The following is a 15,041-nucleotide window of genomic DNA, read 5'->3' on the forward strand; positions in this document are numbered from 1 at the left end:
TATGTTATCCAGCGATGGAGAACCGCAACGTCTTACTCGCCGCCGCGGGCGTTGTTGCCTGCGCCACCGGATTGGTCGCCTGCGGTCAATCGGATCAGTCGACGTCCGCCGGCGCGGACATCGCCAACATCGCCAAGGTGCGCTCCAACTTCGGGCCGGAGTTCAAAGTCACCGACGTCGCCCCGGCCGGGATCGACCCGAAAAAACTGGCGCCGCACAAAATGCCGCCGGGGGTGAAGGTCGAACCCGCCGATTGTGCGAAGTTCGCCGAGGGGCAGTCCCTGCCTGAAGGGCTGAAGGGCAACGTGGCGGCCACCACGGCCGAAGGTGCGGGTAACCGGTTCATCGTGATGGCGCTGGAAACCTCTGAACCGGTCCCGCTGAACGATCCCGGCGATGCGTGCAAGCAGGTGAAGTTCCTCGGTCCCGGGATCCGTGGGCAGGTCGATGTGGTCGAGGCACCGCAGATCGACGGGGCGCGCACGAAGGGGACGCACCGCATCGTGCAGACCGAGATGGGCGGCCAGGCTCGCACCGGTGAGTTGTTCAACTATGTCGCCAGTTTCGACACGTTCATGGTGATCGTCACCGCCAACCCGCTGGTGGTGCCTGACAAGCCGGTGTCGCCGGTGGACGACAAGCGCGCCCGCGACCTGCTCACCAGTGCGGTCGCCGCGGTACGGGGCTAGTTCCGAAGGTCAGCGGACGTCGTGCGGGCGGAACTGGATGCTGATGCGCGGCCCGACCAGGCTGGTGGTCTTGGGTATCGAATGCTCCCAGGTGCGTTGACACGACCCGCCCATCACCAACAGGTCGCCGTGGCGGTGCTGTAGCCGCAGCGCATGACCGCCGCCGCGGGGGCGTAATGCGAAAACCCTTGTCGCGCCGAGCCCGATGATGGCCACCATGGTGTCTTCAGTGCGGCTGCGGCCGATGGTGTCGCCGTGCCAGGCGACACTGTCGTTGCCGTCGCGGTACAGGCACAAGCCTGCGGTGGTGAACGGTTCACCGAGCTCGCCGCCGAAGGTGTCGTTGAGCCTCCGGCGGATCTGTTTGAGCCTGGGGTGCGGCACCGGATCGTTGATCAGGTGGTGGAAGCTGACCAGCCGCGGAACCGCCACCACGCGGTCGTACATCTCGCGTTCCTCGGACCGCCAGGGGATCCCGTCCATCAACTCTTCGAACAGTGAGTCGGCGTCGGGCAACCAGCCCGAGCGCAGTTCCACCCAGGCGTCGTTGCCGAGTCGACGACGTTCAGCGTGCTCGAACAGTGAGCCTTGCAACGCCAGCTCCATGCGCGCGAGTGTATCGCACAGGCGTTCGACTGTGTCAGAGGCGGGAGGCCCCGGGGCCCCGGTCGGCGAGGACGTCGCCGGGGTTGGTCAGCAGGCACGTCTTGAGGCTCAGGCAGCCGCAGCCGATGCAGCCGGTCAGGTTGTCGCGCAACCGTTGTAGATGCAGGATGCGGTCATCGAGGTCCTGGCGCCAACCGGCCGACAGCTTGGCCCAGTCCTTGCTGGTCGGAACCCGGTCGGCGGGCAGTCCGGCCAGTGCCTCGCGGATGCGGGCCAGCGGAATGCCCAGGCGTTGCGACATCCGGATGAAGGCCACGCGGCGCAGCGTCTCGCGTGCATAGCGCCGCTGGTTTCCCGAGGTGCGGCGGCTGGCGATCAGGCCCTCGCGCTCATAGAAGTGGAGCGCGGACACCGCCACGCCACTGCGCAGCGACATCTCTCCGGGAGTTAGCTCGTGCGTCTCCATACACCTCAACCATAGTTGAGTTAACGTCATGGGGTGGAGACTGCCGCGTTCGGTTCCAACTCTGAGGTCGGCACTCTGCGCGCCGTCATCCTGCACCGGCCGGGCCCGGAGTTGCAGCGCCTGACGCCACGCAACAACGACGCCCTGCTGTTCGACGGCCTGCCGTGGGTGGCCAAGGCGCAACGGGAGCACGACGCCTTCGCGGCGGTGCTGCGTTCCCGCGGCGTCGAGGTGTTGCTCCTGGCGGATCTGCTGACCGAGGCGCTGGCCAGCGGTGCGGCCCGTATGCACGGCATCTCTGCCGCCGTCGACGCCCGACGGCTCGGTGTGCCGCTCGCTCAGGAACTTTCGGCCTATCTCCGTGGGCTGCCGCCGGCCGATCTGGCGCACATCCTGATGGCCGGCATGACCTTCAACGAGGTGCCCTTCCACGGTGCCGAACTGTCGCTCGTACGCCTCATGCACCACGGTGGGGATTTCGTGATCGAGCCGCTGCCCAATCTTCTGTTCACCCGGGATTCGTCGTTCTGGATCGGGCCGCGGGTGGCCATCACCTCGCTTGCCCTGCCGGCCCGGGTGCGCGAGACCTCGCTGACCGATCTGATCTACGCCCACCATCCGCGGTTCCTCGGGGTCCGGCGGGCGTACGAGTCGCGTTCGGCGCCCGTCGAGGGCGGCGACGTGCTGCTGCTGGGGCCCGGTGTGGTGGCGGTCGGAGTGGGGGAGCGGACCACGCCCGCGGGTGCCGAAGCATTGGCGCGCAGCCTGTTCGACGACGATCTGGCTCACACCGTGCTCGCGGTGCCGATCCGGCAGGAGCGTGCCCAGATGCATCTGGACACCGTGTGCACGATGGTCGATGTAGACGCGGTGGTGATGTACCCGAACATCGTGGACTCGTTGTCGGCGTTCACCATTCACCGTACGGACGGTGAGATCCAGATCGACGACGAGGCGCCGTTCGTCCGGGCCGCCGCGGAGGCGATGGGCATCGAGCAGCTGCGGGTGATCGATACCGGGCTCGACCCGGTGACGGCCGAACGTGAGCAATGGGACGACGGCAACAACACCCTGGCCCTGGCGCCGGGTGTGGTGGTGGCCTACGAGCGCAACGCCGAAACCAATGCCCGGCTGGCGGATTCGGGTATCGAGGTGCTGTCGATCGAGGCTTCAGAGCTGGGCACGGGGCGGGGCGGGCCCCGCTGCATGTCGTGCCCGGCAGCGCGGGACCTGCTCTAGCTTCCGCAACGCCGTTTGCGCGCGCCGTTTTCTACGCGCCGTTTTCTACACCACGGTCGCGGCCCGGTCATCCTTGCTCGCCGCTTTCCACCTGAGGGTCGTTGTGACTCGCTATTGCAGCCCACAGGTAGAAATCGGCGTCGGGCCCGCGAAATCGGCGCAGAGTCACGGCGCACAACTACCGCCAGGAAGGCAGCCAGATCTCCAGATTCCAGGTCGACTGGGCAATCGGAATGCCCGTCAGGACCGGGTACAGCCACGCGAAGTTCGCGATCACCAGCGCCACGTAGAAGCACACCACCAGCAGCCCCAACGTTCGACGCTCGGGATTCTGCTTGGGCTGGTACAGGATGTCGCCGAGGATCAGCGCGATCGCCAGAATCAGGAACGGCGCCATCACGGTGGCGTAGAAGAAATACATCTGCCGGTCGATGTCGAAGAACCAGGGCAGGAAACCCGCCGAGTAGCCGACCAGAACCACGCCGTAGCGCCAGTCGCGTCGCACCACGGCCCGCCACAGGGCCCAGCCGAGCACCGGCACCGCGATGAACCACATCGCCGGAGTGCCCACCAGCATCACGGCTTTCACACAGGACTGCGTGCCGCATCCGGCCACATCGTGGTTGTCGATCGCATAGAGCACCGGCCGCAACGACATCGGCCACGTCCAGGGTTTGGATTCCCACGGGTGGTGGTTGCCGTCGGCGTTGGTCAGGCCGGCGTGGAAATGGTAGGCGGCGTAGGTGTAATGCCACAGCGAGCGCAGCGCGTCGGGCAGCGGGATGATGCTGTTCTCGCCGATGGACTGGCCCGCCTCGTACCGGTTGATGCCGGTCTCGGAGGCGAACCACGGCCCGTAGGACGCCAGGTACACGGCGATCGGGATCAGCCCGAATACGTACGCGGCGGGTCCCACATCACGGCGCAGCATGCCGCGCCACGGTGCCTGCACGTGGTACTGCTTGCGCGCGATCGCATCGAGCACGAGCGTCATGACGCCGAAGAACGCCACGAAGTACAGCCCGGACCACTTGGTCGCGCATGCCAGCCCGAGCAGCACCCCGGCGCCGAACCGCCACCACCGGACGCCGAGTCGCGGCCCCCAGGGAGTCTCGGTGATCCGGCCCTCCATGAACGCCATGTGCATGCGCTGGCGGACGTCGTCGCGGTCCACCATCAGGCAGGCGAACGCCGCCACCACGAACACCACCAGGAACACGTCCAGCAGTGCGGTTCTGGCCGAGACGAAGCTGACCCCGTCGGCGATCAGGAGCAGCCCGGCGATACCGCCTACCAGGGTGGAGCGGCTGATCCGGCGCGCGATCCGCACCACCAGCAGCACGATCACCACCCCGCACAGGGCCCCGGAGAAGCGCCAGCCCAGCCCGTTGTAGCCGAACAGCGCCTCGCCGATCGAGATCAGCTGCTTGCCGACGGGCGGGTGCACCACGAGCCCGTAGCCCGGGTTGTCCTCGACCCCGTGGTTGTAGAGCATCTGCCAGGCCTGCGGCGCGTAGTGCTTCTCGTCGAAGACCGGGGTGCCGGCATCGGTCGGCGAGCCCAGATTCAGGAACCGGCTGATCGCGGCCAGCCCGGTGATCACGGCCGTCATCAACCAGCCCTGCAGCCGGTCTGTCGGGCCGAAATCCGGGGCCGGGATCAGCGGCGCGGGGCTGATGAGGGGGACCGAGCGACCTGCCGTCGGGGTGGCGGTGGCGGTGGCGGTCACGCAAGCGATCGTAGGCTGTCGGTCGTGACACCCGGCAAACTACTGATCGGCGCCACGCCGCTGGGCCGGCCCGATGACGCGTCGGCGCGGCTGGTCGAGGCGCTGCAGACGGCTGACATCGTGGCGGCCGAAGACACCCGACGCGTCCGTGGGCTGGCCCAGTCGCTGGGCGTGCAGCCGGGCGGTCGGATCCTGAGCTTCTTCGACCAGAACGAGGCGAGCCGCGTGCCGGGTCTGGTGGAGGAGATCGCCGCGGGTGCGACGGTGCTGGTGGTCAGTGACGCCGGCATGCCGTTGATCAACGACCCGGGCTACCGCCTGGTGGCAGCGTGCGCCGAGGCGGACCTGCCGGTTTCCTGCCTGCCGGGGCCGAGTGCGGTGACGACGGCGCTGGCGGTGTCCGGGCTGGCCTCGGACCGGTTCTGCTTCGAGGGCTTCGCTCCGCGCAAACACGCAGCCCGGCTCGCCTGGCTGCAGACCCTGGCCGCCGAACCGCGAACCACCGTGTTCTTCGAATCCCCGCGCCGGTTGCCAGAGACCCTGCGCGACGCGGTCGAAGTGCTCGGGCCACAGCGGCGTGCCGTGGTGTGCCGCGAGCTGACCAAGACCCATGAGGAGGTCCGCCGCGGCAGCCTGGCCGAGCTCGCCGAGTGGGCCGCCGACGGCGTACTGGGGGAGATCACCGTGGTGTTGGCCGGTGGCACCCCGACTGTCGAACTGCCTGTCCTGGTAGCCGAGGTCGAGGAACTGGTGGCCGACGGTGCCCGCGTCAAGGACGCCTGCGCCCAGGTGATCGCCGCCAATCCCGGGGCGCCGTCACGGCGAGAGCTCTATGACGCGGTGCTGCGGGCGAGGGGCTGAACTATCGACGCTGCCTTGTGGAGGCATTCTTCCCATTCCGCGTCGACGTCCGAATCGGCGGTGATGCCGCCGCCCACGCCGAGCACCGCCGTCCCGTCGGCGCCGAACTCCACGGTGCGGATCGCCACATTGAGTTCACACCCCGCCATCGGCGACGCTAAACCGACTGTGCCGCAATAGATCCCGCGCCGTGCCGGTTCCCACTGCCGCAGTAGCTGGCGGGCCCGCCGCTTAGGGGTGCCGGTCACGGAGGCGGGCGGGAATGTGGCGTCCAGTAGTGCGCTCATCGGCAGCCGTACGGGAACCTCGGCGGTGACGGTCGAGACCAGATGCCAGACTCCGGGCGCCGGATGTACCGCGAGCAGTTCGGGCACCGTCACGCTGCCCGTCATCGCCACCCGTCCGAGGTCGTTGCGGACCAGGTCGACGATCATGACGTTCTCGGCGACATCCTTGACCGAGGCCAGCAGATCCGCTGGGTCGGCCGAGCACGGCAGCGTGCCCTTGATCGGACTGGAGGCCACCGTCGTACCGGCCCGGCGCAGGAACAACTCCGGCGACAGCGAGGCCACTGCGCCCCAGTCCCCGGCCACATACGCGGCCCGCGCCGGTGCAGTCCGGGCCACCGCCTCGCTGAAGAAGTCGATCGGCTCGCCATCGAGGCGGCCGGTGAAGCGGGTGCACACACAAGCCTGATAGACCTCGCCCGCGGCGATCGCCTCCAGACAGGCCAGTACGCCGCGACGGTGATCGTCGCGATCCGGTGCCGCCCACGCGATGGCGCAGGCGTGCGGTGTCGCTGGCCGCAGGGCGGTGAGCCAGGTGGGAAGTGCTGCACCACTGAGGCTTTCGAACCACCAGATGCCCCCGGAGTCCTGGCGCAGCACGCAGTCCGACCAGCCGCCGGCGGCCACCGGGATGCGCGGCGGGGTGCCGTCGGCACCGGGATCCGGGTAGGCGAGGTAGCCGAACCATCCGCCCCCGACCGCGCCGGCCGGCCCGGAAAAGTCTTGTGCCACCTCGAACGCGCTTGCCGGCGCAACGGGGGCCACCGCCACCGACGGTGCGATCACCGCGCGGGAGGAGAACCAGTCACCGATCAGCGCCGCGGGTGGCGCCAAGCCCGCGGTCCGAGCGGCCGCGGCGACGCCACACAGGACCGCCGGGGCATCGCCCAGCGCGCCGAGCCGCTCGATCCGCATGCAGCTAGCTTGCTTCCTCCCGCGAGCAGACGCAAAACTGCCCATTTCCGCGGGAAAATGGGCAGTTTTGTGTCTGCTCGCGGGAGAACGTCAGCGGCTGATCACCCGCGGGATGTCGATGCCGGCGAGCTTGTCCGGATTGCGCATCGCGTAGAAGTGGGTGATCTTGCCGTCGGCGACCTCGACCGTGACCACGCCCTCGAAGCTGTCTTCGAGGTACAGCTTGAACGCGGCGGCGTTGTTGTATGTCGTCGGCTCGAAGCGGCCGCCCTGCTCGATGAACCGCATGAGGCCGATCACCAGCTTGGCCACCGACTGGGCCCCGGTCACCGGCCTGCGGGCGGCGCTGCGCTTGCCGTCGCTGTCGGCCGTCCACACCACGTCCGGCGCGAGCAACTCCAACAGCACGTTCATGTCGCCGGTCGTCGCGGCGGCGAAGAATCGCTGGGTGATCTCGGACGACACCTGCGGGTCGACCGGTTCGTACCGCTTGCGTCGTGATTGCACATGGTTGCGGGCCCGGTGCGCCATCTGACGCACCGATGCACTGGATTTGCCGATCGCCGAAGCGATTTCGTCGTGACTGAATCCGAACACCTCGCGCAGCACGAACACTGCGCGCTCATCGGGGGTCAGCGTCTCGAGCACGACCAGCATGGCCATCGAAACGGACTCGGCCAGTACCACATCCACTAAGGGGTCGGCTGGATCGCCAGCGGACCCGGCCGTCAACAGCAGCGGTTCGGGCAGCCATGGGCCCACGTACTCCTCGCGCCGCCGCGACTGGGCGCGAAGGGCATTGAGCGCCTGGCGGGTGACGAGCTGGGCCAGGAACGCCTTGGTGTCGCGGACCGTGTCCAGATCCACCTCGGCCCAGCGCAGGTAACTCTCCTGCAAGACGTCATCGGATTCGGTTGCCGTCCCGAGGATCTCGTAGGCGATGGTGAACAACAACGGCCTCAGCAGAGTGAATCGTTCGGCGTGTTCGTTCGAGTTACCTGCGCCAGGGGTGTTCATCGGACCGGTGTCTCCTGCTGTGCCTCGGCCAGCTGGCGCGCCCGGTTGTCACCCTTGAACCAGAAGTAGGAGCCTGGCTTCACGCCTTCCTTGCGCAGGAACGTCAGGGTTGCGCGGCAGACCTGCTCCTTGAAGAAGGCGCCGGTTCGGCCGCCGATGAAGACCCGGCGCGGGCTGTCGTCCGAGTGGCACAGCTGCACTGTCCCGGCGTTGCGGCCGACACTCACGCACTGTCCGGCGAAGGCCTGGTTGATGACCTTGGGCTCGGCGCCCGCGATGCGGGCCAGCACGGTGTCGGCCGCCTGGACACCCAAGGGGCCTGCCGACTGGCAGCTCATCCGCAGCGGAATTCCCGACGGTGAGGCCGCGTCACCGGCGGCGACGATGCGCGCGTCGTCGATGCTGGTGAGGGTTTCGTCGGTGAGCAACCGGCCCAGCTCATCGGTACGCAGTCCGCTCGCGGCGGCCAGTCCGGGAACCCCGAACCCGGTGGTCCACACCGTCACCGCGCTGGGCAGGCGGTTGCCGTCGGCCAGTGTGATGGCGTCCGCTTCGACCCCGGACACCAGGATCTCGGGTCCGTCGATGATCGAGACGCCGAGCTTGGTCAACGCCTTGACGATCGAGCGACGGGCGCCTGCGCCCACCGAGGCGCCGACCACATCCGTGACGAGCGTGACCTTGCGTCCCGCCTCGGCGAGCTCGGCGGCGGCCTCGATGCCCGTCAGCCCGCCGCCGACCACAACCACCGGTGCCGACATCGGCACGTCCTGCAGCCGGTCGTGCAGCCGCTGGGCCTGTTCCAATTCCGAAAGCGGATAAGCGAATTCCGCGGCGCCGGGCACCGAGGCGGGCACCCCGCCGGTGCTGCCGACAGCGTAGACCAGATAGTCGTAATCGAGCACCTCGCCGGACCTCAGCTGCACCTGACGGATGTCGGCGTCGATGTACTCGGCGCCGTCGACCAGCAGCCGCACCCCGTCGCCCAACAACGTGTCGTAGGCGGCCGTGGCGTCGTGGTTACCGGCCGCCAGCTGGTGCAGCCGGATCCGCTCGACGAACTCGGGCCGCGGATTGACCAGCGTGACAGCCACGCCCGGTGTGCCCTGCAGCCGGTTGGCCGCCAGCACCCCGGCGTAACCTCCGCCGATCACGATCACTCGGGCGTTCTGTGCAGTTATTTCGGTCATGGGAACGGCTCCTGTTCTCAAAAGGCTTGTGCCCTCAAGACACCGCGCAACACGGATTTGTGACAGGACTCTTCGGTTATGTGACCCACATCACCGGAGAAGCTAGACCAGGCCCAGGGCCAGCATCGCGTCGGCCACCCGGATGAAGCCGGCGATGTTGGCACCGGCGACGTAGTTGCCCGGCTGGCCGTACTCGTCGGCCGTGGTCAGGCACCGGTCGTGGATGCGCCGCATGATCTCGGCCAGCCGCGCCTCGGTGTCGTTGAAGTTCCACGAGTCCCGCGAGGCGTTCTGCTGCATCTCCAGCGCGCTGGTGGCCACACCGCCGGCGTTGGCGGCCTTTCCCGGGGCGAACCGCACCCCGGCCTCCTCGAAGTACTTCACCGCGTCGGGCGTACACGGCATGTTGGCGCCCTCGGCCACGATCTGGCAGCCGGATTTGATCAGCATCGTTGCGTCGTCGCCGGAGACCTCGTTCTGGGTGGCGCAGGGCAGCGCGATGTCGCACGGCACTTCCCAGACGCTGCGCCCGGTCACCACATGTGCGGCGCCGCCACGGGCCTCGGCGTAGTCCTCGACGCGGCCCCGGCGCAGTTCCTTGACTTCCTTGAGTAGGTCGAGGTCGATGCCCTTCTCGTCGCGCACGTAGCCGCCGGAGTCCGAGCAGGCCACCACGGTGCCGCCCAACGAGTGCACTTTCTCGATCGCGTAGATCGCCACGTTGCCCGAACCGGACACGACCACCTGCTTGCCCTCGAAGGACTGCCCGGTGGATCGCAGGATCTCGTCGACGAAGAACACCGTGCCGTAACCGGTGGCCTCGGTGCGGACCTGCGACCCGCCCCAGGTCAGGCCCTTGCCGGTGAGCACGCCGGACTCGTAACGGTTGGTGATCCGCTTGTATTGGCCGAACAGGTAACCGATTTCGCGCATTCCGACGCCGATGTCGCCGGCCGGAACATCCGTGTACTCGCCGATGTGGCGGTACAGCTCGGTCATGAAGGACTGACAGAACCGCATGATCTCGGCGTCGGAGCGGCCCTTGGGATCGAAGTCCGATCCACCCTTGCCCCCGCCGATCGGCAGGCCGGTCAGCGAGTTCTTGAAGATCTGCTCGAACCCGAGGAACTTGACGATCCCGAGGTAGACCGACGGGTGGAACCGCAGCCCGCCCTTGAACGGTCCGAGCGCCGAGTTGAATTCGACGCGGAAGCCCCGGTTGATCTGCGCGGTGCCGGAATCGTCGAGCCACGGCACGCGGAAGATGATCTGCCGCTCGGGCTCACACAGCCTGCGGATGATGGCCCCGTCGGCGTAGTCGGGGTGTTTGGCCACCACCGGCCCGAGGCTGGTCAGGACCTCGTAGACGGCTTGGTGAAATTCCTTCTCGCCGGCGTTGCGCTGCGCAACCTCTTCGTAGATCGCCTGCAATTTCTCGTGTAGTACAGCCATCTCAGTCCATCTGGTAACGGGGGAAAACCCCTGTGGGCGCGGGCAATTCGGTACCCGGCTTGAGTCGGATCCCGATGGATTCGAAGTCACGTGCGTCGGTCGTCTGGCCCAGCAGATCGAGCAGCTTGGCCATCGAGTCCGGCATCACCGGCTGCGTCAGCAGCGCCGCGATTCGCACCACCTCGAGCGTCGTGTAGAGCACCGTACCGAACCGCTGTTGGTCGGCAGGCGCTTCGGACTTGCGCAGCACCCACGGCTCCTGTGCGGAGAAATAGCGGTTCGCCGCGCCCAGGACCGACCAGATCGATTCAAGTGCGAGGTGCATCGCCGGCACATCGTAGTGCGCGCGCACCTGGTCGAGCAGGCTGTCGGCCGCTTTGAGCAGTGCGGTGTCGTCGTCGTTGAACGACCCCGGATCGGGCACCACGCCGTCGAGGTTCTTGGCCACCATCGACAGCGAGCGTTGTGCCAGGTTGCCCAGCTCGTTGGCCAGATCGGCGTTGATCCGCCCGATGATGGCTTCCTCGCTGTAGCTGCCGTCCTGGCCGAAGGACACCTCACGCAGGAAGAAGTAGCGCACCTGGTCGAGGCCGAACGTGTCGACGAGGGCGATCGGGTCAACCACGTTTCCGACCGACTTGCTCATCTTCTCGCCCTTGACGTTGATGAAGCCGTGCGCGAAAACCCGTTCGGGCAGCGCGATCCCGGCCGACATCAGGAACGCCGGCCAGTACACGCTGTGGAACCGGATGATGTCCTTACCGATCATGTGCAGATTGGCGGGCCAGTACTTTCGGAAAGACTCCGACGCGGTGTCGGGGAATCCCACCCCGGTCAGGTAGTTGGTCAGCGCGTCCACCCACACGTACATCACGTGGTCGGGGTGGCCGGGAACCGGCACACCCCAGTCGAACGTGGTCCGCGAGATCGACAGATCTTTCAGCCCGCCGGAGACGAAGCTGACGATTTCGTTGCGGCGCACATCGGGGCCGATGAACTCGGGGTGGTCCTGATAGTGGGCCAACAGGCGCTCGGTGTAGGCCGACAACCGGAAGAAGTAGGTCTGCTCCTCGGTCCAGGTGACCGGAGTGCCCGTCTCGATCGCGGTACGGGTGCCGTCGGGCTCCTCGGCGGTCTCGTCCTCGGCGAAGAAGCGTTCGTCGCGCACCGAGTACCAGCCGGAGTAGGTGCCCAGGTAGATGTCGCCGGACTCGTTCATCGCGCGCCAGATCTCCTTGGACGCCTCGAAGTGGTCGGCGTCGGAGGTGCGGATGAACCGGTCGAAGGAGATGTTGAGCTTCTCCTGCAGCCGCTGGAACACGTCTGAGTTGCGGTTGGCCAGCTCGGCTGCCGAGATGCCCTCGGCGGCGGCGGTCTCGGCCATCTTCTGGCCGTGCACGTCGGTGCCGGTCAGGTAGCGCACATCGAAGCCGTCGAGTCGCTTGAACCGGGCGATCGCATCGGTGGCGATGTACTCGTAGGCGTGCCCGATGTGCGGCGCGCCGTTCGGGTAGGCGATGGCCGTAGTTATGTAGAAAGGCTCACTCATTTGGACCCCACCTTATTGTGTTGCGGTGGGTTCGAAACGCTCAGCCAGGGAGAAGCCGCCGGCGCCGGAGCCGTTGGCTCCGCTGGTGGATGCGCATACGCACCTCGACGCCTGCGGCGCGCAGACCGCCGAGGACGTTCGCGCGATCATGGATCGGGCGGCCGCCGTCGGGGTGGGCCAGGCGGTCACCATCGCCGACGACATGGACTCCGCACGCTGGGTGACCACGGCCATCGAGGCAGACGAGCGGGTCTACGGGGCGGTGGCGTTGCATCCCACCCGGGCCAACGCGCTCGACGACGCGGCCAGGGCCGAGTTGGAGCGGCTGGCCGCCCATCCGCGCGTGGTGGCGGTGGGGGAGACCGGGATGGACCTCTACTGGCCGGGCCGGCTGGACGGCTGCGCGACGCCGGCCGAGCAGCGCGAGGGCTTCGCGTGGCACATCGATCTGGCCAAGCGCACGGGCAAGCCGTTGATGATCCACAACCGGGACGCCGACACCGAGGTGCTCGACGTGCTGCGCGCCGAGGGGGCGCCGGAGACAGTGATCTTCCACTGTTTTTCGTCGGGACCTGAGATGGCTCACACCTGTGTCGATGCCGGCTGGGTGCTCAGCCTTTCCGGCACGGTCAGCTTCCGCAATGCCGCTGAACTGCGGGAAGCTGCGCGGTTGATCCCGCCGGGCCAGCTGTTGGTCGAGACCGACGCGCCGTTTCTGACACCGCATCCGTTCCGCGGAGCGCCGAACGAGCCGTACTGCCTGCCATACACTGTGCGGGCACTCGCAGAGTTGCTGGACCGGCCCGCCCAAGAGGTCGCGTCCGAGACCGCAGCCACTGCGGCGCGGGTGTACGGAATTAACGGGAGTTGCCGAGAGTAGGCCTGTTCGTTACCGTCTTGTGATCAAACCTCAACCGCCGGCGGTGATCTATGCCGTCCGAGCCGAAATGCGGGTATATGGACGCGCTGAACAAACTTCATGAATCCCGATCGCCGCTGCTTCGTGGCGTGGTCGGAGCCCTTCTCGTCACGCTCACCGCGGCGGGCGGGTACGCAGTCGAGTCGCACAAGACCGTCACGCTGAGCGTCGACGGCGCGCCGTTGACCGTGACGACGATGAAGTCGCGGGTGATCGATGTGGTCGAGGAGAACGGTTTCTCGGTTGGCGATCGCGATGATCTTTACCCCTCGGCCGACGAGTCCGTGCACCAGGCCGACACCATCGTTCTGCGCCGCAGCAGGCCGCTGGAGCTGTCGTTGGACGGCAACGACAGCAAGCAGGTGTGGACCACCGCCTCGACCGTCGACGAGGCCCTGGCGCAGCTGAAGATGACCGACAAGGCGCCGGCCGCTGCGTCCCGCGGCAGCAGGGTGCCGCTGGGTGGCATGGCGCTGCCCGTGGTGAGCGCCAAGACGGTCCGGATCGACGACGGCGGCAACGTGCAGACGGTGCACCTGGCCGCCCCGAACGTGGCCGGACTGCTGGCCGCGGCGGGGAGCCCGCTGGAGCAGAACGACACGGTCGTTCCGGCCGCATCGACCCCGGTCACCGAGGGTATGCAGGTTCAGGTGACCCGCATGCGCATCGAGAAGGTCACCGAGCGGGTCGCGCTGGCCCCGGGCAACAAGCGCATCGAAGACGCCTCCATGAACATGAGCCGCAAGGTCGTCGAGGACCCGGGTGCGCCGGGTACTCAGGACGTGACCTATGCGGTGGCCAAGGTGAACGGTGTGGAGACCGGCAGGCTGCCAGTAGCCAATGTCGTGATCGATCCGGCGCGCGACGGCGTGCTGAGGGTCGGAGCAAAGCCCGGCACCGAAGTTCCGCCGGTGACCAACGGCTCTGCCTGGGACGCGCTTTCGCAGTGCGAAGCCGGAGGTAACTGGGCGATTAACACTGGTAACGGATTTTTTGGCGGGGTCCAATTCGACCAAAACACCTGGGAGCGACAGGGCGGTCTGCGGTATGCTCCGAGAGCCGATCTGGCGACAAGAGAAGAGCAGATTGCGATTGCTACGGTGACGCAGGCCCGGCAAGGTTGGGGAGCTTGGCCAGTGTGTAGTGGGAGGATTGGGGCGCGCTGACTATTCGACTGCTCGGGCGGACCGAGATACGACGCTTGGCGAAAGAAATCGACTTTCGACCACGCAAGGCCTTTGGCCAGAACTTCGTTCATGATGCCAACACCGTTCGGCGCATCGTGTCGGCTTCCGGGATCCACCGGAACGACCATGTGCTCGAAGTCGGACCCGGTCTCGGGTCGCTGACTCTGCCCCTGTTGGACCGCGGTGCCAGGGTGACCGCAGTGGAGATCGACCCGGTGCTGGCCAAGCAATTGCCGGCCACCGTCGCCGATCATTCCCACAGCGAGATCAACCGGCTCACGGTGATCAACCAGGACATCCTGACGCTGATGCCGTCTGATCTGACCGATCAGCCGACCGCGCTCGTGGCGAACCTGCCGTACAACGTGGCGGTGCCCGCACTGCTGCACCTGTTGGCCGAGTTCCCGTCGATCCGGACGGTGATGGTCATGGTGCAGGCCGAGGTGGCCGAGCGCCTGGCGGCCGATCCCGGTGGCAAGGACTACGGCGTCCCCAGTGCCAAGGCGCGTTTCTACGGAAACGTGCGCAGGCACGGGATGGTGTCGCCGACGGTGTTCTGGCCCATCCCGCGGGTGTACTCCGGGCTGGTCCGCATCGACCGGTACGAGACATCGCCGTGGCCGACGGACGCCGAGTTCCGCGATGAGGTGTTCAAGCTCATCGACATCGGATTCGCGCAACGGCGCAAGACCTCTCGTAACGCGTTCGCGGATTGGGCGGGTTCGGGCAACGAGTCGGCCGAGCGGCTGCTGGCCGCAAGCATCGACCCGTCGCGCCGTGGCGAGACCCTCGGCATCGCCGACTTCGTCCGGCTCCTGCAGCGGGCCAAGGAAGCCGAGGGCGAGGCCGCTGCGGCCGAAGTCGAGGCGACACAGCAGGCCTAGGGTTTGTCCTCAATGTGAAGAAGATCGCGAGATTGTTCGATAATCTCGCGA

The 15,041-nt window shown here is 67.2% G+C and carries 14 protein-coding genes; 6 read left to right on the top strand and 8 right to left on the bottom strand.

What is annotated here, in order from left to right; genetic code table 11:
- Positions 1-14 precede the first annotated feature (14 nt).
- Positions 15-689 (top strand): DUF5642 family protein, encoded by a 675-nt coding sequence (locus ACZY08_RS18750; protein WP_463746131.1) that lies wholly within the window; start codon positions 15-17, stop codon positions 687-689.
- Positions 690-698: 9 nt separating this feature from the next.
- Here ACZY08_RS18750 and ACZY08_RS18755 read toward each other — a convergent pair whose 3' ends face one another.
- Both ACZY08_RS18755 and soxR read right to left on the bottom strand, forming a co-directional pair.
- The gene (locus ACZY08_RS18755; RefSeq protein WP_463746132.1) at positions 699-1,295 is read right to left on the bottom strand and encodes an alpha-ketoglutarate-dependent dioxygenase AlkB; all 597 of its coding nucleotides are present in this window, start codon (positions 1,293-1,295) and stop codon (positions 699-701) included.
- Between the two features lie 34 nt (positions 1,296-1,329).
- On the bottom strand, positions 1,330-1,761 hold the full coding sequence (soxR, locus tag ACZY08_RS18760; protein ID WP_463746133.1) for a redox-sensitive transcriptional activator SoxR: 432 nt from the start codon (positions 1,759-1,761) through the stop codon (positions 1,330-1,332).
- Positions 1,762-1,794: 33 nt separating this feature from the next.
- Here soxR and arcA point away from each other — a divergent pair, with 33 nt between their 5' ends.
- A complete protein-coding gene (gene arcA / locus ACZY08_RS18765) occupies positions 1,795-3,000 on the top strand; it encodes an arginine deiminase (protein ID WP_463746134.1) in 1,206 nt (401 codons plus the stop codon).
- A 178-nt stretch (positions 3,001-3,178) separates the two neighbouring features.
- On the opposite strand, the gene ACZY08_RS18770 is transcribed toward arcA, so the two are convergent.
- Complete coding sequence (locus tag ACZY08_RS18770; protein ID WP_463746135.1) at positions 3,179-4,729, bottom strand: dolichyl-phosphate-mannose--protein mannosyltransferase; 1,551 nt, start codon at positions 4,727-4,729, stop codon at positions 3,179-3,181.
- A gap of 24 nt (positions 4,730-4,753) precedes the next feature.
- Here ACZY08_RS18770 and rsmI point away from each other — a divergent pair, with 24 nt between their 5' ends.
- Positions 4,754-5,590, top strand: a complete 837-nt coding sequence (rsmI, locus tag ACZY08_RS18775; protein WP_463746136.1) for a 16S rRNA (cytidine(1402)-2'-O)-methyltransferase — start codon at positions 4,754-4,756, stop codon at positions 5,588-5,590.
- Here rsmI and ACZY08_RS18780 read toward each other — a convergent pair.
- The 5 genes from ACZY08_RS18780 to metG all read right to left on the bottom strand — a co-directional run bounded on the left by ACZY08_RS18780 (position 5,560) and on the right by metG (position 12,000).
- Positions 5,560-6,792, bottom strand: coding sequence for an aminodeoxychorismate synthase component I (locus tag ACZY08_RS18780; protein ID WP_463746137.1), 1,233 nt, complete (start codon positions 6,790-6,792; stop codon positions 5,560-5,562). The two genes, rsmI and ACZY08_RS18780, sit on opposite strands and share 31 nt — an antisense overlap.
- 90 nt (positions 6,793-6,882) lie before the next feature.
- Positions 6,883-7,809, bottom strand: coding sequence for an RNA polymerase sigma factor SigJ (gene sigJ / locus ACZY08_RS18785; protein WP_463746138.1), 927 nt, complete (start codon positions 7,807-7,809; stop codon positions 6,883-6,885).
- Positions 7,806-8,999, bottom strand: coding sequence for an NAD(P)/FAD-dependent oxidoreductase (locus ACZY08_RS18790; RefSeq protein WP_463746139.1), 1,194 nt, complete (start codon positions 8,997-8,999; stop codon positions 7,806-7,808). Before ACZY08_RS18790 ends, sigJ begins: the two co-directional genes overlap by 4 nt.
- A 102-nt stretch (positions 9,000-9,101) precedes the next feature.
- The gene (gdhA, locus tag ACZY08_RS18795) at positions 9,102-10,451 is read right to left on the bottom strand and encodes an NADP-specific glutamate dehydrogenase (RefSeq protein ID WP_463746140.1); all 1,350 of its coding nucleotides are present in this window, start codon (positions 10,449-10,451) and stop codon (positions 9,102-9,104) included.
- Between the two features lies 1 nt (position 10,452).
- Positions 10,453-12,000 (bottom strand): methionine--tRNA ligase, encoded by a 1,548-nt coding sequence (gene metG, locus ACZY08_RS18800; protein WP_463746141.1) that lies wholly within the window; start codon positions 11,998-12,000, stop codon positions 10,453-10,455.
- A 25-nt stretch (positions 12,001-12,025) separates the two neighbouring features.
- Between metG and ACZY08_RS18805 the strand changes: the two genes are divergently transcribed.
- The 3 genes from ACZY08_RS18805 to rsmA all read left to right on the top strand — a co-directional run bounded on the left by ACZY08_RS18805 (position 12,026) and on the right by rsmA (position 14,990).
- Positions 12,026-12,880, top strand: a complete 855-nt coding sequence (locus ACZY08_RS18805; RefSeq protein WP_463746142.1) for a TatD family hydrolase — start codon at positions 12,026-12,028, stop codon at positions 12,878-12,880.
- Between the two features lie 77 nt (positions 12,881-12,957).
- Complete coding sequence (locus tag ACZY08_RS18810; RefSeq protein WP_463746143.1) at positions 12,958-14,085, top strand: transglycosylase family protein; 1,128 nt, start codon at positions 12,958-12,960, stop codon at positions 14,083-14,085.
- On the top strand, positions 14,082-14,990 hold the full coding sequence (gene rsmA / locus ACZY08_RS18815; protein WP_463746559.1) for a 16S rRNA (adenine(1518)-N(6)/adenine(1519)-N(6))-dimethyltransferase RsmA: 909 nt from the start codon (positions 14,082-14,084) through the stop codon (positions 14,988-14,990). Before ACZY08_RS18810 ends, rsmA begins: the two co-directional genes overlap by 4 nt.
- Positions 14,991-15,041 lie beyond the last annotated feature (51 nt).

The sequence above is a fragment of the Mycobacterium sp. IDUB_9 genome, from assembly GCF_055419505.1.

Bases quoted from the DNA above. Each gene is read 5' to 3' on its own strand.
- ACZY08_RS18750 (WP_463746131.1), top strand. From the start codon at position 15: ATGGAGAACCGCAACGTCTTACTCGCCGCCGCGGGCGTTGTTGCCTGC.
- ACZY08_RS18755 (WP_463746132.1), bottom strand. From the start codon at position 1,295: ATGGAGCTGGCGTTGCAAGGCTCACTGTTCGAGCACGCTGAACGTCGT.
- soxR (WP_463746133.1), bottom strand. From the start codon at position 1,761: ATGGAGACGCACGAGCTAACTCCCGGAGAGATGTCGCTGCGCAGTGGC.
- ACZY08_RS18780 (WP_463746137.1), bottom strand. From the start codon at position 6,792: ATGCGGATCGAGCGGCTCGGCGCGCTGGGCGATGCCCCGGCGGTCCTG.
- sigJ (WP_463746138.1), bottom strand. From the start codon at position 7,809: ATGAACACCCCTGGCGCAGGTAACTCGAACGAACACGCCGAACGATTC.
- ACZY08_RS18790 (WP_463746139.1), bottom strand. From the start codon at position 8,999: ATGACCGAAATAACTGCACAGAACGCCCGAGTGATCGTGATCGGCGGA.
- gdhA (WP_463746140.1), bottom strand. From the start codon at position 10,451: ATGGCTGTACTACACGAGAAATTGCAGGCGATCTACGAAGAGGTTGCG.
- metG (WP_463746141.1), bottom strand. From the start codon at position 12,000: ATGAGTGAGCCTTTCTACATAACTACGGCCATCGCCTACCCGAACGGC.
- ACZY08_RS18810 (WP_463746143.1), top strand. From the start codon at position 12,958: ATGGACGCGCTGAACAAACTTCATGAATCCCGATCGCCGCTGCTTCGT.